The organism is Sphingomonas sp. GW821-FHT10C01, from assembly GCF_059415525.1.
Genome location: NZ_JBWKNK010000007.1, coordinates 49,432 through 74,659, shown reverse-complemented (window position 1 = coordinate 74,659; position 25,228 = coordinate 49,432). Strand labels below are relative to the sequence as shown.

General features: G+C 65.9%; 18 protein-coding genes. 6 read left to right on the top strand and 12 right to left on the bottom strand.

All coding sequences use genetic code 11. The features are described 5' to 3' along the window. The first annotated feature begins 800 nt into the window (after positions 1 to 800). Positions 801 to 3,491, top strand: coding sequence for a TonB-dependent receptor plug domain-containing protein (locus tag AC07M1_RS18815; protein WP_495164176.1), 2,691 nt, complete (start codon positions 801 to 803; stop codon positions 3,489 to 3,491). A 523-nt stretch (positions 3,492 to 4,014) separates the two neighbouring features. Here AC07M1_RS18815 and AC07M1_RS18810 read toward each other — a convergent pair. The 8 genes from AC07M1_RS18810 to AC07M1_RS18775 form a co-directional block, all read right to left on the bottom strand. Continuing rightward, positions 4,015 to 5,994: a serine hydrolase domain-containing protein gene (locus tag AC07M1_RS18810; RefSeq protein WP_495164175.1), complete on the bottom strand. Its 1,980-nt coding sequence runs from the start codon at positions 5,992 to 5,994 to the stop codon at positions 4,015 to 4,017. 67 nt (positions 5,995 to 6,061) lie between these two features. Then, on the bottom strand, positions 6,062 to 7,351 hold the full coding sequence (locus AC07M1_RS18805; protein WP_495164174.1) for a metal-dependent hydrolase family protein: 1,290 nt from the start codon (positions 7,349 to 7,351) through the stop codon (positions 6,062 to 6,064). Between the two features lie 34 nt (positions 7,352 to 7,385). After that, positions 7,386 to 8,387 (bottom strand): dipeptide epimerase, encoded by a 1,002-nt coding sequence (locus AC07M1_RS18800; RefSeq protein WP_495164173.1) that lies wholly within the window; start codon positions 8,385 to 8,387, stop codon positions 7,386 to 7,388. A gap of 22 nt (positions 8,388 to 8,409) precedes the next feature. After that, entirely contained in the window at positions 8,410 to 9,849 is a 1,440-nt protein-coding gene (locus AC07M1_RS18795) for a serine hydrolase domain-containing protein (protein WP_495164172.1), read from the bottom strand. A gap of 4 nt (positions 9,850 to 9,853) precedes the next feature. Beyond that, positions 9,854 to 11,470 (bottom strand): N-acyl-D-amino-acid deacylase family protein, encoded by a 1,617-nt coding sequence (locus AC07M1_RS18790; RefSeq protein WP_495164171.1) that lies wholly within the window; start codon positions 11,468 to 11,470, stop codon positions 9,854 to 9,856. A gap of 35 nt (positions 11,471 to 11,505) precedes the next feature. Then, positions 11,506 to 12,582 carry an alpha/beta fold hydrolase gene (locus AC07M1_RS18785; RefSeq protein WP_495164170.1) on the bottom strand — a complete coding sequence of 359 codons (1,077 nt, stop codon included), beginning with the start codon at positions 12,580 to 12,582 and terminating at the stop codon, positions 11,506 to 11,508. Between the two features lie 31 nt (positions 12,583 to 12,613). Then, complete coding sequence (locus AC07M1_RS18780; protein ID WP_495164169.1) at positions 12,614 to 13,660, bottom strand: N-acetyltransferase DgcN family protein; 1,047 nt, start codon at positions 13,658 to 13,660, stop codon at positions 12,614 to 12,616. 116 nt (positions 13,661 to 13,776) lie between these two features. Further along, positions 13,777 to 15,570 carry a serine hydrolase domain-containing protein gene (locus AC07M1_RS18775; protein ID WP_495164177.1) on the bottom strand — a complete coding sequence of 598 codons (1,794 nt, stop codon included), beginning with the start codon at positions 15,568 to 15,570 and terminating at the stop codon, positions 13,777 to 13,779. Between the two features lie 472 nt (positions 15,571 to 16,042). Between AC07M1_RS18775 and AC07M1_RS18770 the strand changes: the two genes are divergently transcribed. Then, a complete protein-coding gene (locus AC07M1_RS18770; RefSeq protein ID WP_495164168.1) occupies positions 16,043 to 16,687 on the top strand; it encodes a helix-turn-helix domain-containing protein in 645 nt (214 codons plus the stop codon). A 48-nt stretch (positions 16,688 to 16,735) separates the two neighbouring features. Here AC07M1_RS18770 and AC07M1_RS18765 read toward each other — a convergent pair whose 3' ends face one another. The 3 genes from AC07M1_RS18765 to AC07M1_RS18755 all read right to left on the bottom strand — a co-directional run bounded on the left by AC07M1_RS18765 (position 16,736) and on the right by AC07M1_RS18755 (position 20,483). Beyond that, a complete protein-coding gene (locus tag AC07M1_RS18765) occupies positions 16,736 to 17,113 on the bottom strand; it encodes a YdbL family probable chaperone protein (RefSeq protein WP_495164167.1) in 378 nt (125 codons plus the stop codon). Then, on the bottom strand, positions 17,113 to 17,268 hold the full coding sequence (locus AC07M1_RS18760) for a YnbE family lipoprotein (RefSeq protein ID WP_495164166.1): 156 nt from the start codon (positions 17,266 to 17,268) through the stop codon (positions 17,113 to 17,115). Before AC07M1_RS18760 ends, AC07M1_RS18765 begins: the two co-directional genes overlap by 1 nt. A gap of 65 nt (positions 17,269 to 17,333) precedes the next feature. Further along, a complete protein-coding gene (locus AC07M1_RS18755; protein ID WP_495164165.1) occupies positions 17,334 to 20,483 on the bottom strand; it encodes an intermembrane phospholipid transport YdbH family protein in 3,150 nt (1,049 codons plus the stop codon). A 142-nt stretch (positions 20,484 to 20,625) separates the two neighbouring features. Between AC07M1_RS18755 and AC07M1_RS18750 the strand changes: the two genes are divergently transcribed. Next, entirely contained in the window at positions 20,626 to 21,804 is a 1,179-nt protein-coding gene (locus tag AC07M1_RS18750) for a winged helix-turn-helix domain-containing protein (RefSeq protein WP_495164164.1), read from the top strand. Positions 21,805 to 21,843: 39 nt separating this feature from the next. Further along, entirely contained in the window at positions 21,844 to 22,134 is a 291-nt protein-coding gene (locus tag AC07M1_RS18745) for a putative quinol monooxygenase (protein WP_495164163.1), read from the top strand. 49 nt (positions 22,135 to 22,183) lie between these two features. Here AC07M1_RS18745 and AC07M1_RS18740 read toward each other — a convergent pair whose 3' ends face one another. Then, positions 22,184 to 23,443 (bottom strand): glycosyltransferase family 4 protein, encoded by a 1,260-nt coding sequence (locus AC07M1_RS18740; RefSeq protein WP_495164162.1) that lies wholly within the window; start codon positions 23,441 to 23,443, stop codon positions 22,184 to 22,186. Between the two features lie 266 nt (positions 23,444 to 23,709). Between AC07M1_RS18740 and AC07M1_RS18735 the strand changes: the two genes are divergently transcribed. Continuing rightward, entirely contained in the window at positions 23,710 to 24,318 is a 609-nt protein-coding gene (locus tag AC07M1_RS18735) for an outer membrane protein (protein ID WP_495164161.1), read from the top strand. A gap of 197 nt (positions 24,319 to 24,515) precedes the next feature. After that, a complete protein-coding gene (locus AC07M1_RS18730; RefSeq protein WP_495164160.1) occupies positions 24,516 to 25,202 on the top strand; it encodes a response regulator in 687 nt (228 codons plus the stop codon). The last annotated feature ends 26 nt before the right edge of the window (positions 25,203 to 25,228 follow it).

Sequence of the window (25,228 nt, the reverse complement as noted above, 5' to 3'; positions counted from 1 at the left end):
CATGTCCCTTCATCAAAATCACAATGTCAAAGAGCGACAAAAACCGACGCACCATCAACCCCTCTTACCGGGGCGACTTGTGCGCCTTGCTTTTGGTGACCGTCAGAGCGCTCCGTAGTGGCTCACCCCGTCGGTGGAGCGGCTTCTATGCCCGCCTCACGATTCGGTCAACACGCTTTTGCACTTTTATTTCAATTTTTCAGAAAACCGCAGTTTTCCGCCGTTCACGGCCGTATATCGAGCCACTGTCACAGCCACGCATCCGCGGGGCATGCGATCATTCGCGGAGATGGGCGACCTATAGGTGATGGCACCAGCCCGTCGGACGATGTGCGCCCGTCCGGCGCTTACCGACTCCCCCTCCCCTTGCCGGCCCCAGCAGCGGAATCGGGCAGAGGGAGTTACATGGACCATGATGCGCGCAAGAGGTCGCGCGATCGACACCTGCCACGTGCGACTGGAAACGCGCCCTGGTTGAAGCCGCTGCTTGCCGGAGACGGATCGCGGCCGGCACCCACTCCTGAAGAGGCGGTCGTCTCCGCCGCAGACAGGCTGGCCCCACCCGTCGCTGACCTGAGAACCGTCCAAGCGCCGCCAATTCGCCCCACACACACCCAGAGTCACACTCATACGGAGTCACACTCATATTTCTCTAATATGAAATTTTTCTCTTTTTATCTTGAATTTCTCCAGATGGTCTGCCTCTATGTCGATCGGCAAGCCGCAGTCTCATTCAAGACCATTCCTAAAGAAGATGGCCGGACCTGCAGCGCTCGCCAGAGTCAGGGAAGGGGATTTCTATGAAGTTTGTTCGACTGGGCTGGCTAGCCAGCACCGCGCTTACGGCCACGATCGGCCTGAGCCCGGCCTATGCGCAGACGGCGCCCACGGAGGCGGCCTCGGCCAGCGAAGAGGAGGTCGTGGTGACCGGGTCGCGAATCCAGCGCTCCGGCTTCGACGCCCCCACCCCCACCACCGTGATCGGCGAGGCCGAGCTGGCGCTGGGCAACCGCCCGAGCGTGGCGCAGGTACTGAACGACGTACCCCAGTTCCGGGCAAGCTCGACCCCGACGACCACCGCCGGCAACACCAATAGCGGCGTCTCGACCGCCGACATGCGCGGGCTTGGCGGGGTGCGCACGCTCACCCTGCTCAACGGCCACCGCTTCACGGGTTCGCAGGACCTCAACACGGTGCCGCAAAGCCTGGTCAAGCGCATCGACGTCGTCACCGGCGGCGCATCGGCGGCATGGGGATCGGGCGCGGTCGCGGGCGTGGTCAACATCATCCTGGACGACGACTTCACCGGATGGAAGCTCGGCGCCCAGGCGGGCGTATCGACGCGCGGCGACGGCGGGCGCTACGGCGCCGACATCGCCTGGGGCACCGACTTCGCGGGCGGGCGCGGCCACTTCATGGTCGCGGGCGACTATATGAAGGAAAACGGCATCCTCAGCCGCAAGGGGCGTCCCAACCTCGAGGCCGGCCTGTTCGTGCATCCGACCGAAGGCCTGAAGTTCGTCCGGGATCCCAATTCGACCCAAGTCTATAATGGCGGCTCGATCCTCAGCACCAGCGCCGCGCCCTATGGCCTGGTCTTCAACCCCGACGGCAGCATCAGCCCGTTCCCGTACGGCAGCGTCACCAGTGGCGCGACGACGGTCGGCGGCGGCGGCCAGAACACCTTCGACTATGTCGCGGTCAGCGCGCCCTATGAGCGCGTCAACGCCTTTGCCCGCGCCAGCTATGACGTGACCGATTCGTTGAAGGTCTGGGCACAGTTCAGCTTCCACCGCATGACCGGCAATTACGGCCTGTTCCCCGAGACCGCGGCCGACGCGAGCACGCTGATCCGGCCCGACAACGCCTTCCTGACCGCGGCGAACCGTACGCGGTTGGCCGCCGCCGGCGTCACCGGACCGTTCCTGCTCGGCCGCTTCATGGACGATATCGGCTCCAAGCGGGAGATGCTGAGGCTCAAGTACAGCCGCCGCAACCTGGAGGGCGCGATCGGCCTGGAGGGCAGCTTCGGCAATGGCTGGAAGTACAACGCCTATTATGATCACGGCGAAATCCGGCTCGATCAGGGGATCAACAACCAGCGGATCAAGGCGCGCTTCGCCAATGGCGTGGATTCAGTGCTGGTCGGCGGCACGCCGACGTGCCGGATCAACGCCGACGCATCGACCGCCAATGACGACCCCAATTGCGTGCCGATCAATATCCTCGGCAACGGCAATATCTCCGACGCGGCGGCGAAATGGGCGTTTGGCGGCTCGCACATGATCGCCACGATCAAGCTCGACGCGGCGGGCGCCAGCCTGTCGGGCCAGCCCTTCTCCACCTGGGCCGGACCGGTCGACATCGCGCTCGGCACCGATGTTCGCTGGGAAAAGCAGGTCACCAACTATGTCGACCCGCTGTCGCTGGCCAATGCACTGAGCGTGCTCAATTCGTCGGCGACCAACGGCGGCTTCAACGTCAAGGAAGCCTTTGTCGAAGCGAACCTGCCGCTGATCAATGCCGAGGGCGTGGCCAAGCTCGAGATCAACGGCGCCGCGCGCTATTCGGACTACAGCACCAGCGGCGGTATCTGGTCGTGGAAGACCGGCGGAACGCTGCGCCTGGTCAACGACCTGTTGCTGCGCGCCGTCTATTCGCGCGACATCCGTTCGCCCAGCATCACCGAATATTATCTGAGCCGTTCGGTGAATATCGGCGTCTTCCAGGATCCCTATCGGGGCGGCGCGGTCCAGAGCAACGTCACCGTCTATGGCGGCGGCAACAAGAACCTCACGCCGGAGATCTCACACACGCTGACGCTGGGCGGATCGTATTCGCCGAGCTTCATCCCGGGCTTCCGCCTGTCGGTCGACTATTACGACATCAACATCGACAACGTCATCACGGTGATCCCGACGCAGACGCTGCTCACCCAGTGTTTTGCCAAGGCACCGTCCGATCCGACCTGCGGCGGCGTCATCGTCCGCAAGACGAACGGCGAAATCGACACGATGACGAACCCGTATCTCAACCTCGCCAACTACAACACGCAGGGGTTGGACATCGAAGCAACGTACCGCACGGCGCTCGGCAACGGGCAACTGACCGTCCGTGCGCTGGCCAACCACGTCCTCCACCTGAAGGTCGACGGCGTCGAGGTGTCGGGCATCGTCGGCGGCGAGACCGCCTTCTCGACCCCGAAATGGCGCGGGAGCACGACGGTGGCGTTCGACAACGCCAATTTCGGCGCCAATCTGCGTGTCCGTTATGTCGGTGGCGGCACGTATAACGCGCAGAAGATCGTCGACGGCCGCAATGGCAGCCGCACCTATGTCGATATCGGACTTCAGGCCAAGGTCGGTTCGTTCACGCTGTTCGGCAACGTCAACAACCTGTTCGACCGCGATCCGCCGCTTACCCAGTATATCACGCCGAACTACGACGTGATCGGGCGCTATGTTTCTGGTGGTGTGAAGCTCACCTTCTGACCCTCGAGCTTCATCCTCAGATCACTGGAGGCGGCGGGATTACCCGCCGCCTCTTTTTGTTTGTTCCGCTCCGTTGGATGAAACAGCCACGAACCCGAAATTTGCATGGGTACAGTCATCGCAACTATGTTGAGGCCCTCTCAGCCAAGCCGGGAGGCTAGACTTGGCGAGGGGATCAGCTGGGGCTCCGAGAGGAGCAGAAGGATTTCTCCCGTCCGCCCAGCACCAGGTCAGGTGATGCCGCTCTGGCTGGCGCAGCGACCGCATCGGCTTATGGGATGACCGGCTTGCCGTGGCGGGCGATCGAACCACGAGGGCACCGGGACAGCTCAAGCCTTCCGCCGACGCCTACCCGTCGTTCGGGAACGGCGATATCCCCCTCCCCGCCCGTCAGATCGGGTTCGGCGAGTTCATACGGCAGAGACAGCTTCGCCGCGCCTGACGAAGGGAGCATCGTCGGGCGCGGCGGCACTGGGGAAACCGCGGCTCGAGGACGAGCCGCGGTTTCAGTCGGTGGTGAGGATCAGTAGTTCACCGTCATCGCGATCAGGCCAAAGGTCCAAGCGATGTGAAGCGCCAGCAGCATCGCCAGCAGCACCAGCACCGCCCAGAGCGCGCGGAACCAGCCGCGCTTTTCCTGAAGGACGATGCGCAGGTTCCACAATGCGATCAGCACGCCGCAGACGAAGACGATCAGGCCCGAGATCTGCAAGACCCACAGCCAGGGATCGAAGGACGGGATCGCCTTGAGCGTCGACAGGCTGACCAGCCATGCGGTGGTGAGCGCAATCACCAGCCCCGACGCGACCCGCACCCCGCGATAGGCGAGCAGCGAGCGGCGCGAGAGCGTCAACGGCGCCTTGTAGTTGCGGCGGATCAGGGCCGAGACCGGCCATTGCAGGAAGGTCAGCAGCAGTACGGCGAACCCGACATAGAAGGCCGGCTTGATCCACGCCGCCGACTTGAACGTGGGCGCGCGGTCGAACACCATGAAGGGTGAGATGCCGTCCATGCTCCAGCGCACGACCTTGCCGTCGACGACCTGCGCGGCGAGCCGGCCATGACCGTTGGCGTTGTGCCAGACGAACGGCGCGGTCTCGACCCATTTCGTCGGCGCGTTGTTGATGTCGCGCAGCGCCGGAACGAGCAACTCGCCGTTCGGGCCGACGCTGATGGTGAACTGACCGACGAGCGAGGCGAGCGCGTAGAAGTTCGATTCAGCACGGCGGCTGTTGAGCCAGTTTCCGGCCATCATCCGCGCATGCTCGGCCGAGGTTTTCGCATCGACTCGGGTCGTGGGCATTTCGTTGCCGGGCAGATAGCGGTCGGCGAATTTCTCGAACAATGCCTTGCGCACCGGCCCAGCCGCGCCCTCCGCCCCGGTCGCGTTGACCGACAGATAGAGGCCGATCTTCTCGTTCATGAACAAATGGAGCGCGGTGTGGAACAGCTGGGTATCGCCCAGGTGCGCGATCACCTGGCGGCCGTTGATGTTCGTCTCGAAGAAACCCAGTTCCATCCGGTTGAGCGGCGGCAGCAAGGTCAGCGGCGTGTCGTGCATCGTCTTCGCGGTTTCGGGCTTCATCAGCCCTGCGCCCTGGTTGAGGTGCGCGATCATGAACTTCGCCATGTCCGCACCGGTCGACGAAAGCGAGCCTGCCGGTGCCGGGCCGACGATCTCGAACTTCGATGCCGCATCCGAACCCTTGCGGTATCCCGCAGCCATGTGCGGCTCGAACCCCTTGGGCAGCGGCTGGCGGAAGGTCGAACGGGCCATGCCGAGCGGACGGAAGATGCGCTGCTCGATATAGTCGTCGAACGACATCTTCGAGGTACGCTCGACGATATAGCCCGCCAGCGCCGTGCCGTAGTTGGAATAGGACGGCGTCGTCCCCGCGGCGTAGATCCGCTTGGGCTGGATCTTCACATAGTCGCCGAGCGAGATGTTGAACTTGAGGTCCTCGAAGATGGTGCGCTTGCCATGCTCTTCGAACCCGGCCGTATGCGTCATCAGCTGGCGCATCGTCACGGGCTTGCCCTGATAGGCCGGAATCTGGAAATCGAGATAGGCGTTGACGTCCTTGTCGAGATCGATGCGGCCCGCCTCGACCTCCTGCATCACCGCGGTCCAGGTGAACAGCTTCGACACCGATCCGGGGCGGAATAGCGTCTTGTCCGGATCGACCGGGGTGCGCTTGGCGACATCGGCATAGCCGAAGCCGCGCTGGGTCACCACCTGGCCGTCCTTGACCACGACCACGACGGCGCCCGCCAGGTCGCCGCGTGCGAGCGCGTAGGGCATCAGGCCGTCGAGCCAGCCGTCAAGGTCCTCCTTGGTCAGCGGCCTGGCGCCCGGCGCCAAGGGCGCCGCTGCCGGGGCGGCGGCCGGAGCCGATTGCGCCGCCTTCGGGGCGGCCGGGACAGGCGTTTGCGCCTGCCCCGATGCACCGACGCCCAGCAATAGGGCGAACGGCAACAAGGCTGTTTGCACGATCGATCGCATCTCTCACTCTCCCGGCGTGCCTCGCGCTGCGAGGCCGCTCATTCTTGTGTGGAACGACGAGGCCGGATCACTCCCCGGCCGGGCGGACGACGGCGCCGCCCTTCATCACGAAATGCACCGCTTCGAGTTGCTTGACGTCCTTGAGCGGATCGCCGCGCACCGCGACGATGTCGGCCGCCTTGCCCGCCGCGATCGAGCCGATCTCATTCTCCAGCCCGATATGCGTCGCGCCCCACACGGTCGCCGCGCGGATCGTGTCGAGCGGGGTCATCCCCGCCTTCACCATCAGCGCGAACTCGCGGGCATTTTCGCCATGCTTTGACACGGCGGAGTCGGTGCCGAAGGCGATCTTGACGCCGCCCTGATGGGCACGACGCAGCGCATCGATCATCAGCGGACCAACGGTGCGCGCCTTGACGCGGACCGGCTCGGGCATCCAGTCGGCGGTATCGGCCTGCCGCGCCACCGTGTCGCCGGCAAGCAGGGTCGGGACGAGATAGCTCCCCTTCGCCTTGAACAGCCGGATCGATTCCGGGTCCATGAACGTGCCGTGCTCGACCGAGTCCACGCCCGCGCGCAGCGCGGCGTTGACGCCGTCGGTGCCATGCGCGTGCGCGGCGACCTTACGGCCGAGCCGATGCGCGGTCTCGACGATCGAAACCAATTCGGCGTCGCTCATCTGCTGGCCGAGACCCGCCGCGGTGTTCGACATCACCCCGCCGGTCGAGGCGGTCTTGATGATGTCGGCACCCGACTGAATTGCCTGCCGCACCGCGCGCGCGCAATCGTCGGCGCCCGAGCAGAGCGTCGGCGAGCGGAACAGGTCGATGATCTCCTGACGATATCCATGGGCATCGCCATGCCCGCCATGCGCGGCGACCCCGCCCGCGGCGATGATGCGCGGGCCGACGATCTTGCCGCTGGCGGTCGCGTCGCGCAGCGCCTTGATCGCTTCCATCGACGCGCCGAGATCGACGACCGTGGTGAAGCCGGCGCGAACCGTCCGCCCGGCATAGACGACGCCGTCGAACGCCTGGTCGGTGGTCGATTTGGTCACCGCGTCGAGCCGGCTGGTCGGGCTCGATTCAAAGGTCAGGTGAACATGGCTGTCGATCAGGCCGGGCATGACGAACGCGTCGCGCAGATCGACCACCTTCCCCTCGCCGACATAGCCGTCGCGGATCTCGACGATCTTGCCGCGCTCGACGACGATCGTCTTCGCCGTCTCGACCCGGCCACTCGCCGGATCGGCAAGCAAACGGCCGGCATGGACATAGGTCCGTGCCGGCGCTTCCTGCGCGATGGCAGGCTGGACGAATGCGGCGCAGGTCAGCGCCGCCACAATGACCTTCTTCATGCCCTGTTCCTTCTCCTGTCGGTTTCGGGCGCGGTCATCCGCGTCCCCAGATTGCTTCGCTGCACCAGGCATCGCCGTCGCGATATTCGATCGAGGGCGTGCGGTCGGCGGCAAGGAAGATCGGTCCGTCGAGATCGACGATGTCGCAGAGCTGGCCGACGATGAAGGCGGGCGCCATCGCCAGGCTGGAACTGACCATGTTGCCGACCATCACGCCAAGACCCAGCTCGCGCGCGCGGCGCGCCATGGCGAGGCCCTCGGTCAGGCCGCCGCACTTGTCGAGCTTGATGTTGACGACGTCGAACCGGCCGACCAGCCCATCGATATCGGCGAGCGTCAGAACGCTCTCGTCCGCCGCAAGCGGGATCGGGCTGCCATAGCCGTCGAGGTCGGCCTCGCGCCCGCGCGCCAGCGGTTGTTCGAGCAGCTTCACATCGGCGGCGACCAGCGCGGCGATCAGCTGGTCCAGCTCGCCGATCGCAAAGCCCTGATTGGCATCGACGCCGATCCAGCAATCGGGGCGCGCCGCGCGCACCGCGTCGACCCGGGCGATGTCGAGGTCGAGATCGCCGGTCAGCTTGAGCTTGAGCGCGCGTGCCTGTGCGAAGTCGCGTGCGCCCGCCGCCATGACTTCGGGGTCGTCGGCGCCAAGCGTGAAGGTGGTGCGCAGCGCGCGCGGCGCGGGCAGATCCGCCAGCTCGTGCACCGGCGTGTCGCTGCGCCGTGCGCCAAGCTCCCACAACGCACAGTCGATCGCGTTGCGCGCGCCGCCGGCCGGCAGCAGGTTCTGCAGTCCGTCGCGGGTGATCCCGGCCTCGACCGCCGCCCGTGCCCCCTCGATCGCCGCGGTCATCGCCGGAACATCGTCACCCAGATAATAGACTCCCGCCGCCTCACCGCGCCCGATGTGAATGCCGTCCGAAACCGTGACGATCACCACCGGCGCCTCGGTGAAGACATGGCCGGAGATGCGGAACGGCTTGGCAAGCGGAAGCGAGTCGATCGCCACGTCGAGCGAAAGCTGGGTATTCGTCATCGAAATTCGTCCTTCGATCGATTCAGGGAGTCGTCTTTGCGGGCGCGAGCGCCGCCGCGATCCGCGAGAGATATTTGTTCCAGTCGAAACTCTGCCCCTCGGGGGTCCAGCCGAGCCGGACGATCACCGCGTCCTGCGACGGGATCGCGGCGACGATCTGGAAGCTGTGCCCCCGCGCCATCACGGTATCCTCGGGTAAGTCGGGGTAGAGCTTGCGGCGCTCGCCCGCGCTTTCGGCCTGGTTCAGCCAGAGCTGCGCGCCATAGACGGGCCGCGGAGAGGCCTTGGTCGGGGTCACCGCGAAATCGAGCCATGCCTTTGAGAGCAGTTGCTTGCCGCCGACCTTGCCCCCGTTGAGGTGAAGCACGCCATAGCGCGCCCAGTCGCGCGCGGTGGCATAGGCATAGGAACTGCCGACTTGGACCCCGGCCTCGTCCGGTTCGATCAGCGCGCTGGTCATTCCGGTGGGTTCGAACAATCGCTTCTGCGCGAAACGCGTCATGCCCGCCAGCGTCCCGCCGGTCGCCTGAAACACGATGCGCGAGAGGATGTTGGTCGTCCCCGACGAATAGCTCCAGCTCGTGCCGGGTGCGTCCTTCAACGGCTTCGCCGCCGCCATCGCGCCCATGTCGCCCGCCTCGAACAGCATCTTGATCGAGTCATTGCCGGGCACATAGCTTTCGCTGAAGGCAAGGCCGCTCGACATCGTGAGCAACTGGCGCAGCGTGATCTTGGCGCGCGGATCGCCCTCGCCCTGCCACTCGGGCACCGGTGCGGGGTCGTCGAGCTTCAGTACGCCGTCATCGACAAGCAGACCGACAAGCGTTCCCATGATGCTCTTGCTCGCCGACCAGCCGAGCATCTCGGTATTTCGGTCGAACCCCGGCGCATAGCGTTCAGCGACGATCGCGCCGCCCTGAACCACGACGATCGCGCGCGTGTCGGGATAGCCGTCCTTGTTCTGCTCGTCGAAGGCGGCCCTCACCGCCGTGTCGAGCGCGGCGCGATCCAGCTTGGCTTCGGCGGCCGCCTGAAGCTTCGTCACCGGGGCATCACCGATCGGCCAGGGCTTCGCTGCCTTCGCCCGCATCGGCTTGAGCCGCGCCGCCTGCGCATCGAGCGCGGCGGTCGACACATCGCCGGTCAGCAAGGTGCACCCGGCGACCGGTCGGTAGAGCGCGATCCGCGGCGCGGTGCCCGGCGCCGACGCCGTGACGGTGCGCGCCTTGCGATCGACCGCCAGCGTCACCGCCTTCATGAACGGGGCGAAGGGATGGATATCCTGGCGCAGCACATCGGCCTCTGTCCGCTCCGCGACGAAGATGCCGGCGCAGGCGATCTGCGCGGAAACGGCGATGCCGAGATCTTCGGGGGTCGCGACCTTCGGCCCCACAGCCAGAGCGGGCGCCGAGACGGCGAGCGCGAGTCCGCCGAGGCAAAGCCGGGAGAGATAGCGGGCCATGACCTTAGACGCCGCAGCCGTGGCGAAGCACCTTGCCCGCCTTTGCGCCGCTATGCTTGCCGTCGGCGAAGGTGACGACGCCGTTGACGATCACCGTCTCAATCCCGGTCGGCGAGGCGGTCGGCTTGTCCCAGCTCGCGACGTCGTCGAGCGTGTTCAGATCGAACACGACGATGTCGGCGCGCATCCCGTCGCGGATCAGCCCGCGATCGGTGAGTCCCATGCGCTGCGCCGGCCAGCCGGTCATCTTGCGCACCGCGTCCTCGAGCGACAGCACGGGGCGACGCTTCACATATTCGGCGATGATGCGCGGAAAGGTGCCATAGGCGCGCGGGTGCGGCAGACCCAGGTCGTCCATCTCGCCGAATTTCTCCGACGCGGCGGCATCGCTGCCGATGCTGACCCAGGGCTGCTTTAGGGCAGTCTCGATATCCTTCTCGTTCATCATGAAATAGAGCGCGACCGAGCGGTTGGGCAGGCCTTCGAGCAGGATATCCCATGCGACATCGGCGGGATCGCGCTTCAGCGCGGCGCCGATCTCGGCCAGGCTTTTGCCGTGATAGGGCCGGTATTTGTCGCTGAAGCCGTTAGCGAGGCGAACGTTCTGGAAGCCGCCCGAGGCGTGGACGAGGTTCGACCAGCCGGGCATCGATCCGGCGGCGACCTCCTTCTTCATCCGCTCGCGCACCTTGGGATCGCGCAGCCGCTCGATCCCTTTCTGCACCCCATCGGCCCAGACCCAGCTCGGCGCGATGATCTCGAGGCCCGTACCGCCGGCGGTATAGGGATAGAGGTCAGCCGCAACATCGACGCCGCGCGCGCGCGCCGCGTTGATCGCCGCCAGCGCCTGCGGCATCAGCTTGCCCCAGCCGGGCGCATAGGCACCCTTGAGGTGGAAGATCTCGACCTTGACCCCGCCCTTCTCGCCGATCTCGATCGCTTCCTCGACCGCCTTGACCAGCCCTTCGCTCTCGTCGCGCATATGGGTGGCGTAGAAGCCGTCGCATTGCGCCGCGACCTTCGCCAGCGTGACCAGGTCCGACGTCGTCTGGAAGCTGCTGGGCGGGTAGATCAGCGCGCTGGTGATACCGAACGCGCCATTCCGCATCGCGAGCTTCACCTCGCGGCCCATCTCCTCGAGCTGCGCCGCGGTCGGCGATCCGTCGCCTTCGCCCATCACCTTCATCCGCGCCTGGGTGGCGGAGTAATAGGTGCCGAAGTTGATCGAAATGCCCTGCTGCTCGAGCTTGCCGAAATAGGCCGGGATTTCGGCGGCGGGCACCGGGGTGCCACCCTCGCCCGCGATCACCGTGGTCACGCCCATGCGCAGCTTGTTCTCGGCCGCGCCGCTTTTGAGCAGGACGCTGCCCGACTGGTCCATCATGTCGATGAAACCGGGCGAGACATAGCGATCGCGCGCGTCGATTTCCCTGGCGCCCTTGCCCGAGACCTGGCCGATACGGACCACGCGTCCGTCCTTCACCGCGACATCGGCGCGAACCCACGGGCTTCCCGCGCCGTCGAGCACGCGGCCATTCCGGATCACGATGTCGTATTCGGGCGCTGGCGCATTGGCGACCAGCAGCAACGACAGGGCGCCGAACAGGATCTTACGCTTCATCATTCCATCTCCCTGCCGGTGCCCCGGCGACATTGTTACTGGCTGGTGGCCGGTTTCCTGGCGCTGTCGGCGCGGACTTCGCCCACCACCTCGCGAACCGCGGCGATGACGATGTCGGGCCGGTCGATCTGGATGTAGTGGCCGGCGTCGGGCACGGTCTGCTGGCGGCCACGGGTCGAGAGCGCGGCCTGCTCGGCACCGAGCTGTTTCCACTCCGCCTTGAACCGTGCGCCGTCCGCCGCCTTCATGTTCAGCCCCTGCAATTCCTCCGCGGCAAGCGGCTTCATCGCCGTCAGCGCGATCACCGGGCGGTTGCCGAAGCTGCGGACCACGCGCGCATCGTCCATCGTGGCGTCGAACCCGTCGAGCTCCGACGTCGCGCCGACCACCGAGGTGCTGGCGTACGCGGCCAGCTTCGCCGTCGCATCCTTGGGCAAGTCCCCCTGCCCCGCATTGGCCATCAGGAACCGCACGGCGCCGGTCCATGCCAGCTTCGTCGCCGTGTGCATGATCCACGCGACCTGCCCCGGATGCGCGTTGGTGTTCGAGACCTTGCCGAGCCGGGCGACCTGATCGGGGTGAGAGGTGTCGACCAGCACAAGCCCGGCGACCTGATCGCCATATTTTCCGGTATAGGCGCGCACATAGGGCCCACCGATCGAATGGCCGACCAGCACCAGCGGATCGGTAATGCCCGCGCCCTTCAGTAGCGCATGAAGATCGTCGGCCACGGCGGCGGCGTGCTGTGGCGTGGTCTTGGGGTCGCTCCACATGATCCCCGCGCGATCATAGGCGCAGGCGCGGGTCGTCTGGGCGATCTTGTCGTGCACCAGCGTCCAGTCGATCGTGCCGCCGGTACCCAGCCCGGATTCGAAGACGACGGTCGGCGACCCGGTGCCGCGACAATCGATGTGCATCTTGCGACCGCCGACATCGACCAGCTTGCCGGGCGGCGGATAATTCGTCTGCGCATTGCGGCGCCCCAGCGCCTCATAGATCGTGCCGATGATCACGATGATCATGGCAAGGGCCAGCAGACCGAGCAGGATGCGCTTCAGCCATCGCAGGACACGCCGCCATCCGCCCGGCTTCTTGATCGCGGCTTCGGACATCATGCGTTCCCTTCGATGGCTGAAGCCGGGTTCATGCGAGGCAGGCGTCCACGAGGCGGTCGAAAGCCTCGCCGCCGCGGATGGGATCGGCGACCGGAAGCCCGAGCCGTTCGCTTTCGGCCTTCATCAGCGCCGTCGCCGCTTCCGCGTCCATATGCGCGGTGTTGAACGACACGCCCACGCAGCGAATCGCCGGATTGGTCCGGGCACCGAGGCGTAGGTTGAGGTCGATCGTGTCCTCGATGCTCGGCAGCTTGTAGCCGGGCAGGCCCAGCACTTCAGTACGGCCAGGTTCGTGGCAGACGATGATCGCGTCCGGCTGGCTGCCATGGAGCAGCCCCAGCGACACCGCGGCATAGGCCGGGTGGAAGAGCGAGCCCTGCCCCTCGATCACGTCCCAATGATCCGGCGCGGCGTCGGGGCTCACGGCTTCGGCGGCGCCAGCCTCGAAATCAGAGACCACGGCGTCCATCGGGATGCCGCCGCCAGCGATCATGATGCCGGTCTGGCCGGTAGCGCGGAAGTCGGCGTCGACCCCGCGGTCGGCCAGAGCACGCGCGATCGCGAGCGCGGTGTACTTCTTGCCCAGCGCGCAGTCGGTTCCGACGGTGAGCAGGCGCTTGCCGGTCCGCTTGCGGCCCGAACCGACGGGCAAGCCCGCGGGCGGGTGGCGCACATCGATCAACTGCCGGCCGAGACGCTGTGCCCGTTCGGCGAGTCCGGGGATATCGCCCAGCCGCATATGCATGCCGCTGACGATATCGAGGCCGGCGTCGAGCGCTTCGACCAGCGCTGGAATCCAGCTCGCGGCGATGACGCCGCCGCTGTTCGCAACACCGATCAGCATCGAGCGAGCGCCGCGCGCCTGAGCCTGCGCCGGGGTGAGCTGCTCGAGCCCCGCGCTGACTGTCGCACCCGGCAACGCATATTCGCCGACGCACTTCTCGGGCGCCCAGTCGCGTAGCCCGAACGCCGTCTTCGCATAGCCGCGCTCGGTCGTGTCGCCGAGGAAGAGCAGATAGGGCTGCGGCAGGACCAACGACCCGGCGCCCACATCGAGAGAGGTTTGGATGTTCACGTACTCACCCTGCTAAAATCAGAAGCCGGACATTCGAGGCGATTGCACGCCGCACGCCTCGATGACCTGATTCGACAATAATTCTCTATTTAGAAACTTCAACAAGATTCGATGCGTCAGAACGCGGTCCCCCAACCGATGAGGTGGAAGACGATCGCGATCCACAGCAACACGATCGCGCCGATCACCAGCACCACGCTCCAGAAGCGGCTGAACTTGCCCGGCGCGCCCTTCCAGACCAGCCAGAGATGCCAGGCCGCGGCGCCAAGCAGCGCGAAGAGGATCAGCGGCGTCGCGATCCGCAATGCGATCAGCATCCCATCGAGCTCACCGTTCATCGACGAGAAGTCCGACAGGAGCGACGTCGCGAACGCCAGCCACGCGACCATCACCGCCACCGCGATCCCGGCGAGCGCGCGGGTAAGGCGATAGGCCCGCCATTCCGCAACGCTGCGCGCCGGGTGTGCGCCATAATGCCGTCGGACCAAAGCGGTGATCGGCCAGAAGAACGCGGTCAGCAGCAGCACGCCAAGGCTGACAAGCAGCGCGGGGAGCAGCCAGGCGCTGGAGCCGTACCAGGGCACCGGCTCGAACAGCATGTAGGGAGACGCGGAATCGATCCCGAAGCGGACGACGCGGCCATTCTCCACCTTGGCCGCCAGCCGCATCTTTCCGCCGACCTCGCGCCAGACAAAGGGTGCGATCTCGACCCATTTGCGAGGCGCGCCGCCAACCTCCTGCGCCGCGCTGAAGACAAGGCCGCCCTCGGCATCGAGCGAGACCTTATACTGGCCGAAGAGTTCAAGCGCCTTCAGGAAGCTCGCTTCGATCCGCCGGGTCTTGTTGTACGTCCCGACCATCATCCGCGCATGTTCGCGCGCCGTCGCTGCATCGACGCGGCCGTCACGCTGGTCCGCGGGGAAGTAGCGATCGGCGAATCCTTCGAACAACTGGCTGCGGATCGCGCCCGACACCTTGTTCGAACCCGCCGCGTTCATCGACATGTAGATGCCGACCCTCTCGCCCAGAAACAGCCACATCTGGCTGTGGAACTCGAGCGAATCGCCGGCGTGCGAAATCACCCTGCGCCCGTTGATATTCTGTTCGTAGAAGCCCAGCGCCATGCCGTTGAGCGGCGGGATCATGCGGGTGATGCTGTCATGCATCAGATGCGCGGTTTCCGGCTTGAGCAGCGGCCCGCCATTGTCGAGATGTGCGATCATGAAGCGGCCGAGATCGGCGCCCGACGCGGCCATGCCGCCAGCCGGCGCGAAGCTGTTGAGCTCGGGCCGCCCCGGCTTGCCCGAACCCAGATTATAGCCCTTGGCGAGCAGCGGCTCGAGCCGTGCCGGCAGCTTCGCGCGCAGCGTCGAATGCGCCATGCCGGCCGGCGCGAAGATCCGTTGTTCGACATAGTCGTCGAAGGGCAGGCCCGAGACCCGCTCGACGATATAGGCGGCAAGCGCGGTACCATAGTTCGAATAGGCGGGCGTGCCGCCGGGCGCATAGATGCGCGCCGGAACCTGCCGCTTCATCGCTACGGCGAGGGTCGGGATATCCTTGATATCGTAGCTGTTGAGGCCGCGCTGAACCTCATCGAAGCCCGCGGTGTGCGTCATCAGGTTGCGCATCGTGACAGGCTTGCCGTCATAGGGCGGAATCTTGAAATCGAGATAGGCGTTGATGTCCTTGTCGAGGTCGATCTTGCCCGCCTCGACCATCTGCATGACCGCGGTCCAGGTCATCGTCTTCGACACCGACGCCTGCTTGAACAGCGTCGTTTCAGGATCGACCGGCTGCCGTTTCGCGACATCGGCGTAACCGAACCCCCTCTGGGTGAGCAGCTTGCCATCCTTAACCACGACGACGACGGCACCGGCCGCATCGCCGCGTTCGAGCGCGTAAGGCATATAGCCGTCCAGCCAGGTATCGACGTCCGCCTTGGTCAGTTCGCGCTCCGGGAGCCGCGTGACGACACTCTCGGCCGGTGCTCCGGGCGGAGCCGGGTTCGACACGGCGGTGCCCGCCAGCACCGCCAGCGCGAGCGCGCCCGCCATCTTGACCAGTCCGCCAAACCGCATCTTGCCCTCCCCGCGTCACGCGCCCACATTTCAAAGGCACGGACAGTTTCTCAAATGAAATTTTTTTCATTTTGAGACAATCCTTCTGCGTTCGGTTTGTCAATGGCCGATTTCGACATCGATGGCCGTAGCGAGGGTCCAGCCCGCCCTTCGGTTCCGCCCGCAATCGGGAGAGGCCTCTCGGCTCCCTCGATTGCGCTGATCGACAAGGCCGGTATAGTTACGATTCGGACCCTATTTTCGATTGCGACAAGATGATCTCAAACCGAAACGCGCTCGACCGACCAAAGCACCGCATCGCATGAAGAACGGCCAGCCTACGCTCGGCAAATTGTTGCGCGGTCTACGCGATCGCAATCGCTGGACCCTCAAGGAAATGAGCGAGCAGACCGGCATCCCGGTCTCGACACTGTCCAAGATCGAGCATGACCGCCTCACGCTCTCCTACGACAAGCTGCTTCAGCTCAGCCGGCGGCTGAACATCCGCATGTCAGAGCTGTTCGCCGAGAATGATGGCGGCGAACCGCAGGTCACCGCCCGGCGCAGCATCGGCGACCTGGACCGCGCGGTGCGGGTCAAGACGTCCAACTACGACTATTTCTACCTATGCACGGAGCTGCGGCGGAAACGAATGCTGCCGATCATGACGCGCATTCGTGCCAAGACGCCCGAAGAATTCGGCGAACTCGTCCGCCATCCCGGCGAGGAGTTCGTCTTCGTCGTGTCGGGCAATATCGTGGTGCATACCGAATTCTACGATCCGGTCGCACTGAATCAGGGCCAGTCGATCTACATCGATTCGAACATGGGCCACGCCTACATCACCGGCGAAGGCTGCGACGAGGCGGTGGTGCTGGGTGTGTGCTCAAGCGCCGAGAGCGACCTGATGGATTCGCTGATGAACCTTCATGGCGAGGATGCCGAAAGGGAACTCGTCGGGGAGTGACGGATCGACCCGAGGCCGATCGCCGCTCCCCGTCGATTTGGCCGTCACCTAGAGGCAGCGCGGATCCCGAACCGGGGCATCGCCGCCACGGGTCAGCCAGCGGCCGTCGGGCGCGCGGTACTTCTCGCCCGCCGCGGTGCGCGCGATCAGGTTGCAGCCGGTGACGAAGGCCATCTGCTCAACCGTCGAACTCGCCGCCGCCTGCTGGGTGTACTGGCGCTTCCGCTGGATGTTGATGTTGTTCACGATCGCCTGAAGCTCGGGCGTCGCGCTGCCGACGATGCCGAGATAGCCGTCTGGCTGCTCGCCAACGAGGCCGGCCTGGCGGGCCGACTGATAGGCGGGATCGCGCTGGGCGGAGGCGGGAACGACGAGCGTCGCGGTGAGCGCCGCCGCCAGGCCGAAGGTGGATAGCATCTTGCGCATCAGAAGATTCCCGGATTGTCCTGAATGATGGCCTTCGCCTTGTTGTCGAGACGATAGACCACTTCCTGGGTGATCGAAATGTTGAGGTTGATGACGATCGGCTTGTCGGGCGCCGTCACGTTGACGCAGCCGCCCGCGACCATCGCGGGGGCCACCCCGAGATATCCAAGCCATCGCGGCAACGCCTGTGTCTTGCTTCGTAGCTGCATATACTTGCCTTTCATGGGACAGGACCGCTTTCACGGGGCTGAACGGCGGGTTTGGCGGCTTCCTGCGCACGTTTCTGTTCTTCGATCAACGAAGGCAGGTTGCGCTCGATCAGGCGGCTGGGATCGTACCAGGACTGAACCGAGTCGAGCAGCTGGCGGAAGGGGGCGCTGATCCGGACGTTGAACACGAAGGGGAGTTTCGCCAGCCTGCGGATCAGGAAGTTGGACTTGGTCCCCTCCCCCTGGCTGACGCCGGAGAAGCTGACATCGGTGATCATCTCGCCCGCCAGCGGGCCGCTCATCCGGATGGTGAGGTTCTTGTAGTTCAGCGATTTCAGCGCCTGGAACGCCATATTCCCCCACAGGCCGACATCCTGCCGCGATACCTCGCCGACATAGGCGAGGCGCCCGCCGGCCCGCGCGCGCAGCTCGCCGCCCTCGATCCGGCCGCCCTTGGCGTCGAAGATCATCGGGAGGGTGCCGTCGAAGGTACCCGTGGCGTCGAGATTGTCGAACGCCATTTCCTTGAGGAACAGCGCCGCGTCGACGCCCTTCACATGAAAGGTCATCCGCCGCTCGCGCGTCTCGTCAAAGTCGAGAATGGTGGGGTCGAGGATCAGCTCGCCCCCGGCAAAGGGCCAGCGCCCGCCTTCCACCTCGACGCGGCGGGCATCGAGCAGGCGATAGCGCAACGCGCCCTCGCGGACCGGCACGCCGGGGTTGATCTCCGCGATACTTGCCGCCTGCCCCGGCGCGGTGCGCATGTTGAGAAGATCGTCGAAGTCGAGCCGGGTCGTCAGCCCCTGAACCTGCCCGAAGACCGCCGCCAGGCTGACATTGGTCGCGGTGAAGCGGCCGGTGCTCGTCACCGTCTCGCCCGTCCAGTCGAAGCGGCCGGTGCCGGCGACCAGCCCGTCCACATCGGCGATCACGCCATAGGTGAGCGGGGTCAGCTCGTTGGGTTGCAGCCCTTCGGTCTGGAAACGGATACCAGGGATGTCGAGCAGAGCGTGTCCCGTCCCCTGCGCCAGATCGTGCGCGATGGTCACACTTCCCACCGAAACCTGACGCTTGGGACCGATAAGCGCGGCTTGCGCGGTGATCTTCCCGTCGCTCAGCTTCAAGGTCGCGTCGGGGGCGTGCACGGGTTCGAAGCGCGCCTGAGCCTCGGTGTCGGACAGGACGAAGCCGCCGCGAAGCGACAGGTCGCCCTGCTCGAACCGCCAGTTGCCCCTGCCGTTGGACAGCGCCAGCGGCACGGCACCGATGCGGCCGGCGAGCGCGTCGAACTCACCCCCCAGACCGGCGCGGAAATCGCCGCCGAGCTGGCCGATGTCGAGGCGCGTCGCCTGATCGGTACCCAGGCGCACCGCGGCATTGGCGATCGCGAAACGGCTGGCGGAAAGATCGAGCTGCGCGGCGTCCGCCGCGAGGATCAGCGGGCTATCCCCCATTTCGCCCTTGAGGTCAGGCTTCACGACGCGAATACCGCCGCTCATCCCCTTCGCGGTCCAGCGCGCCATGGCCGGACCGACCGGACATAGCTCGAGCCGGTCGCCGTCGAGCACCGCGCCGGCAGCGGCGATGCGCGCGAAGCCGATCGTGGCGCACCCCGGGTTCACGTCGATCATCCGCGCGTTCCAGCGCAGCAACAGCGGCATCGACAATCCGTCCACCCGGCCATCGCCGAGCGGGCCGGACAGGCTCATCGCGGTCCGCACCTCGCCCATCTGGCCACGCAGGCGGAAAGCGAGGGTCGAGAGTTCGAGCGAGGCACCGCCGGCGCGATAGGGGCGGACGATGCCGGTACCGCGCAGCTCGTCGCTCCCCGACCGGCGCGTCAGCTGCACCGCCGCTTCCGGCAGACCGCCACCGCCGAGCGCAAGCTGTCCGGCGAGATCGATCCCGCCGTTGCGCAGATCCAGTCCGAGACCGGCGCCCCGATCGAAGCGCAGATGCGCGCCGGAGCGGGCGGCAAGGTCGAGCCGCCGCACGCGAAGCGCGCTGCGGTCGCCGCGCATGGCGAGTTCGACGGCTGCGGAGCCGCCGAAACCCCGGCCAGCCTCTCGCAAGGCAAGCGCGAGCTGCCGGATCAGCGGCGCCGCCGGCGTGCCCCGTCCGCTGTCGCCCTGGGCCGCGACGCGGCCGAGCAGGGGCGCCGGCAGCGCCGCGTCCTGGACGCTGGTCTCACCCTGGAATGTGGTGGTTTCGCCGATCGCATAGCGGCCGGATATCGCCGCCGAACCGGCGCTGATTTCCGGTGACGACACCGCGCCGGAGCGAAGCCTGACCTCACCGCTCGTCCGGCTGCGGTCGCCATCGAAGCCGATCGTACCGCTCAGCCGGCTCAACCGGCCCAGGGGCGATGCCATCGCCGACGCACCCAGGCCGGCACTGCCCTTCCAGCGCACCAGTGAGGCGTCGAGCGCAGCCTTGAGGTCGATCCGCGCTTGTGTGGCATGCATATCCGCGCAGGCGATCCGGGCCGCCCGGGCCGGCCCGTCGACGCCCGGCGCGCCATCCTTGATGCGGACCCGCATCGTCGCGGCGACATCGTCCAGCGTGCAGCCGGCGATCCCGAGGCGGGCCGAGTGCGCACGCAGCGTTCCGGCGAAGCCGTCGGTCAGCATGCCCTTCCCGCTCAGCCCAAGCACGACCAGCCCGCCGCCACTGTCGAGCCGGAATTGCGCGTCGGTGACGTCGACGATCATGCGGGGAAGTTCGAACGGCTTTCCGGACGGCGGCGGCAGCAGCCGGTCGAGCGAGCCGAGCGAGAGCGCACCATTCACGATCCGGCCCCTCACCCGGACCTTGCCCGCCTTCGCAACCAGCACCTCGGCGCGCCAGGGCGTGAGCGAGGTTCGAAGCTCGATCCAGTCCGCGACCAGATCGGGGTCACGCGGATCGCCGATCGAGACATTGGTCAGCCGCTGCCGCCAGGGCGAAAGCTGCTCGATCTCATATCGCGCCGGGACGCCACGACGAGCCAGTTCGCTGTCGACGAAACTACGGGCGATCGTGCGCCGTTGCAGCCACGCCGCACCCGCGACGACGGAAACGAGCACGACCAAGCCTACCGCCGCGCGACGCCACCGTCTGGCCGCACGTGGCGCGATTGCCTGCCGGCTACCGGCGTCCGCCTCTTCTTCGCTACGGCTCACGCCTACTCCAGCCACCAAGCGCCCATCGGATCGCGGCGCCGCAACCCAATAGAGTTTCTATCCCGCAAAGGTTCCGTGAAAGGCAAGCGATGCATGGACAACCGCTTGACGCTTCCAACCTCGGGCGCGCAAGCAGCATCGGGTGACGAACACCCTTTCTCTCGAAGAGGCGCGCAGGATCGCGCTTACGGCACAGGGGTTCGGCGCTTCTCGTCCCGAACGAACGACCTCCGCACATCTGCGCAAGACCCTCGACCGGCTCGGCCTTTTCCAGATCGACAGCGTCAACGTGCTGGCCCGAGCGCATTATCTGCCCGCCTTTTCCCGGCTCGGCGGCTATGATCGCACGCTGCTCGAAGGCGATGCCTGGGGTCCGAAGCGCCAGCGGCGGGTGTTCGAATATTGGGCCCACGAAGCCTCGCTGCTTCCGCTCGATCTGCACCCGCTGTTGCGCTGGCGAATGGCCCGCGCCGAGCGCGGTGAGATCGGCTACCAGGCGCTGAAGCGCTTCGCGGGCGAACGGCGGCCCGAAGCGCAGGCGGTGCTCGACCGGATCGCCGCCGAGGGGCCGCTGACCGCCGCCGATTTCGAGAATGGGTCGAGCCGGAGCGGCTGGTGGGAGTGGAGCCACACCAAGCACGCGCTCGAATGGCTGTTCTGGTCGGGCCAGATCACCACATCCACCCGCCGCGGAAGCTTCGCGCGGGTCTATGACCTGCCGGAACGCGTGCTGCCACGAGCAGTGCTCGACCTGCCAACGCCGGACGCGCCGAGTGCACAGCGCGATCTGATCGAACGCAGCGCACGCGCGCTCGGCGTCGCGACCGCCGCCGACCTGCGCGACTATTACCGGCTCAAGCCCGACGAAGCAGATCACGCGATCGCCGCTGAAGTGGAAGCCGGCACGCTCGTCCCCGTCCGCGTCCAGGGCTGGAGCCAGAAGGCGTGGATGCACCGCGACGCGCGCGTCCCGCGCCGCGTGCGTGCCGCTTCGTTGCTCGCCCCGTTCGATCCGCTGATCTGGGAGCGCGGCCGCGCCGAGCGTCTGTTCGGGTTCCGCTACCGCATCGAAATCTATGTGCCTCAGCACAAGCGCGCGCATGGCTATTACGTCCTGCCCTTCCTCATGGACGAGGCGCTGGTCGCACGCGTCGACCTGAAGGCCGACCGTCAGGCCGGAGTCCTTCTGGCGCATCGCGTCACCCTGGAACCCGGAGCACCCCCTGAAACCATGGCGCGGTTGGCGACCGAGCTGGACCGGATGGCATCGTGGTTGGGCCTTGATGCGGTCCATATAGGGCCTTGCCGGACCGCCGGCTGAACCGCACAGCGGCTCCGGCGTGAAGCGGAGAACGATTCCATGCTCAAGGTCATTGCCCAGGATTTCATCAAGCCCGAGGCTGTCGAGACCGTGCTGCCGCTCTACCGCGAGCTGGTCGAGCTGACGCGACGGGAGGAGCGTTGCATCGCCTATGACCTGTTCGTCGACCAGAAGGACCCGGGGCACTTCGTCTTCATCGAGGAATGGCCGGATCGGGCCGCCCTGGATGCGCACTGCGCGAGCGAGCACTTCACGCGGCTCGTGCCCGTCATCAACAGCTACCAGCGCCAGGATCCGACCTTCATTCTGATGGATGCCTTGCCATCCTGACCAACCGGCTTGTGTCGAACGCCACCTGGGAGGTTGGCGACGATCATACCTAAGCGGCTTTCGCCCCCTGAGCGTGCATGTCCGTCCGCATCTCAAGCTGACGCGCCTCCTCATGGTGACGACGATGGAGGCATGTCGCATAGGTCGATGCCACCGAAGCGAGCTGGCTGCGCCAGTCATGCGACAAGGCGCGTTCCGCGGCCGCCGTTCCAAGCATGACCCGGTCCGTGCGGGACAGGATCAGACGCTCGAGCGCATCGGCATAGCCGGTGACATCGTCCGGCTTCACCAGAAGACCGGAGGCGCCATGCTCGATCAGCGCCGACGCGCTCTCAACCTGGGCCGAGATGATCGCGATCCCCGATGCCATCGCTTCCAGATTCACGTTGCCGAACGCCTCCGTCACCGAAGGGTTGATGAGGACATCGGCGCTCGCGATCGCCCTGCCGAGATGGTTGCCGGAAAGATGGCCCATGAACTGCGCTTCCGGGAGCTGTTCGGCGAACCAGCTCCGCGCCGGCCCCTCTCCTACGATCAGCGGGCGCAGATGATGCCCGCGCTCACGCAGGATACGGATCACCTCGATGAAGAGGCCGATCCCCTTTTCCCGCACCAGGCGGCCGAAAAAGAGCGGAACCACCTCGTCATGCGCATAGCCGAGTTCGCGGCGCCATGCTGTACAGCGGCGCGCGGGGTTGAACTGATCGTGATCGACTCCGCGTCCCCAGACGGAAACGCGCCCGTTCAGTCCCATCCGCCGAAACTCGCGCGCGATAGGCTCGGTTGGCGCGAGGACATGGTCACAGCTGCGATAGAAATGCGCCAGATAGCGCTCGACCGGCTCCCGCAGCCAGTTCAGGCCGTAATAATCGAGATAGGTCTCAAACCGCGTGTGGAGGCTGCTGACGACGGGGACGCCGAGCGCGCGCGCAAAGCGCAGTGCGGACCAGCCGAGCCAGTCGGGTGCGGACAGGTGGATGATGTCCGGGGCGAATGCCCGGATATCCTTCCTGACACTCGATGGCAGGCCCAGCGCGATCCGATACTCATCGCGCCCCGGAATCGCGATCGAGCGCACCGGCACGACATCACCGACCGAGTTGAAGGCCGGTTCGGCGGCAACCGGCGAGTAGATGCGTACGACGGCGCCTTCCTCATGAAGGAGATGCGCGACGAGCCGGTTAAGCGCCTGGTTGGCACCATCGCGAACGCAATCGTAGTTTCCCGAGAACAATGCGACACGCAGGCCCGAGCCGCGAGCGGGCGACGGGCCGTGCAGCTCAACCTCCGCCGTCTGATCTGCCGCCATGTGTCCTCCGCATTGAAGATCGTAATCCATTCCCGCCTGATCGGGCGGCTTGGTGCAGGCCCGATCCATGAAAGATGGAGGTCGTGTGGATGAGATGTCGAAGCACGTCTGTGCGTCGCGCGGATGACGAGCGCACGAATCCCAAAACGCCGGGTGTCGTCCGCGGGACTCGACCCAGTATCGGCACGACCTCCACCAAAGCTCCATGGTCCCGCGTCAGATGGGCCGGGTCGGTCGATAAGGGCCGCAGTGTTTTGGAGTATCCGATGAAAATCAAATTCCTTCTGGGCGGTCTCGCGCTCATCGCCGCCGGTACTGCACATGCTCAGGACAACGGCGACAAGGCGTTCGACGGACCCAAGATCGGCATTTCGGCCGGGATCGGCCGGACGAGCATCGAACGGCCGGTTGCGGGCGAGACGGCCAAGCTGGATATCGCCAAGAAGAGCTTCGATTGGCGCGGCTATCTGGGCTATGACATCCAGACCGACAGCAACATCGTGCTCGGCGTCGAACTGGGCCTGAGCGGCGGCGGCAAGTCGTTCACCCAGCGGGTCGGCGCGACCGACGTCAAGACCAACCCCGGCCGCAGCTTCGACGCGGCGGCCCGCGCAGGCTATGCGATCGGCAACAAGGCGCTGATCTTCGGCAAGGCCGGCTGGGCCCGCCAGAACTTCGACCTGACCGCGACGCCCCGTGCAATCGGCGGCAAGCCGGTCACCACCAAGATCAAGGAAGACGGCTTCCTGTTCGGTGGCGGCGCCGAAGTCGCGGTCAACAGCTCCTTCGCGATCCGCGGCGAATTCGATCACGTCAAGTTCAGCGACGACGTGAAGCGCAATCGCTTTCTGCTCGGCGGCGTGATGCGCTTCTGAGCGTCAACGGGTTCGGTCCGGGACGACGCCCCCTGCGTCGTCCCGGCCGGACACGGATTCGCCCACAGCCGTGCCATCGGCATGGGCCGGGCCCGCCGAAAATTCGGACCCATCGCGGCCCATCTCCATCAAATCTCCACAATTCATTCGCCTAATCTCGACCGGCAGGCCGTTTGGGCGGCCCAAGGGAGTCGCGTGTGGAAAGTGCATTGATACTGATCGTCGAGGACGAGCCTGAAATCGCCTCGATCCTAGACGCCTATTTCACACGCGATGGTTTCCGCACCGTGACGGCATCCAATGGCGAGATCGCATTGCAGCATCATGCGATGCTGTCCCCCGACCTCATGGTTCTGGACGTCAAGCTCCCGCGAACCGACGGCTTTGGCGTACTCGCCGAAATCCGTCGCCGCGGCGGAACCCCCGTGATCATGGCGACCGCGCTCGCCGAGGACCTGGACAAACTGTCCGCGCTGCGACTGGGGGCCGACGACTATGTCGTGAAGCCCTTCAACCCGCTGGAAGTAGTCGAGCGGGCGAAGGCGATCCTGCGGCGGGGCCGGATGAACCAGGACCATCTCGTGCGGCACGGGCCACTCGAGCTCGATGGCGCATCGCATGCGGCCTATGTCCTGACGGCCGACCGGCGGCAGCTGCTCAACCTCACCACGACCGAGTTCAAGCTGCTCGCGCACATGATGCGCGCGCCGACCAAGGCGTTTTCGCGCGGCGAACTGCTCGACGCCTGCATGCCCGAAAGCGATGCGCTCGAGCGCACGGTCGACAGCCATGTGAGCAATTTGCGCCGCAAGCTGCAGCACGCCGGGGCGATCGATACGCTCGGCGGCGTACGCGGTATCGGCTATCGTCTGCTTCCGCCATGACGGCGGATCGCGGCGACCGCTGGCGC

Bases quoted from the DNA above. Each gene is read 5' to 3' on its own strand.
- AC07M1_RS18765 (WP_495164167.1), bottom strand. From the start codon at position 17,113: ATGCGCAAGATGCTATCCACCTTCGGCCTGGCGGCGGCGCTCACCGCG.
- AC07M1_RS18795 (WP_495164172.1), bottom strand. From the start codon at position 9,849: ATGGCCCGCTATCTCTCCCGGCTTTGCCTCGGCGGACTCGCGCTCGCC.
- AC07M1_RS18745 (WP_495164163.1), top strand. From the start codon at position 21,844: ATGCTCAAGGTCATTGCCCAGGATTTCATCAAGCCCGAGGCTGTCGAG.
- AC07M1_RS18805 (WP_495164174.1), bottom strand. From the start codon at position 7,351: ATGAAGAAGGTCATTGTGGCGGCGCTGACCTGCGCCGCATTCGTCCAG.
- AC07M1_RS18810 (WP_495164175.1), bottom strand. From the start codon at position 5,994: ATGCGATCGATCGTGCAAACAGCCTTGTTGCCGTTCGCCCTATTGCTG.
- AC07M1_RS18785 (WP_495164170.1), bottom strand. From the start codon at position 12,582: ATGTCCGAAGCCGCGATCAAGAAGCCGGGCGGATGGCGGCGTGTCCTG.
- AC07M1_RS18775 (WP_495164177.1), bottom strand. From the start codon at position 15,570: ATGCCTTACGCGCTCGAACGCGGCGATGCGGCCGGTGCCGTCGTCGTC.
- AC07M1_RS18740 (WP_495164162.1), bottom strand. From the start codon at position 23,443: ATGGCGGCAGATCAGACGGCGGAGGTTGAGCTGCACGGCCCGTCGCCC.
- AC07M1_RS18735 (WP_495164161.1), top strand. From the start codon at position 23,710: ATGAAAATCAAATTCCTTCTGGGCGGTCTCGCGCTCATCGCCGCCGGT.
- AC07M1_RS18800 (WP_495164173.1), bottom strand. From the start codon at position 8,387: ATGACGAATACCCAGCTTTCGCTCGACGTGGCGATCGACTCGCTTCCG.
- AC07M1_RS18790 (WP_495164171.1), bottom strand. From the start codon at position 11,470: ATGAAGCGTAAGATCCTGTTCGGCGCCCTGTCGTTGCTGCTGGTCGCC.
- AC07M1_RS18815 (WP_495164176.1), top strand. From the start codon at position 801: ATGAAGTTTGTTCGACTGGGCTGGCTAGCCAGCACCGCGCTTACGGCC.
- AC07M1_RS18770 (WP_495164168.1), top strand. From the start codon at position 16,043: ATGAAGAACGGCCAGCCTACGCTCGGCAAATTGTTGCGCGGTCTACGC.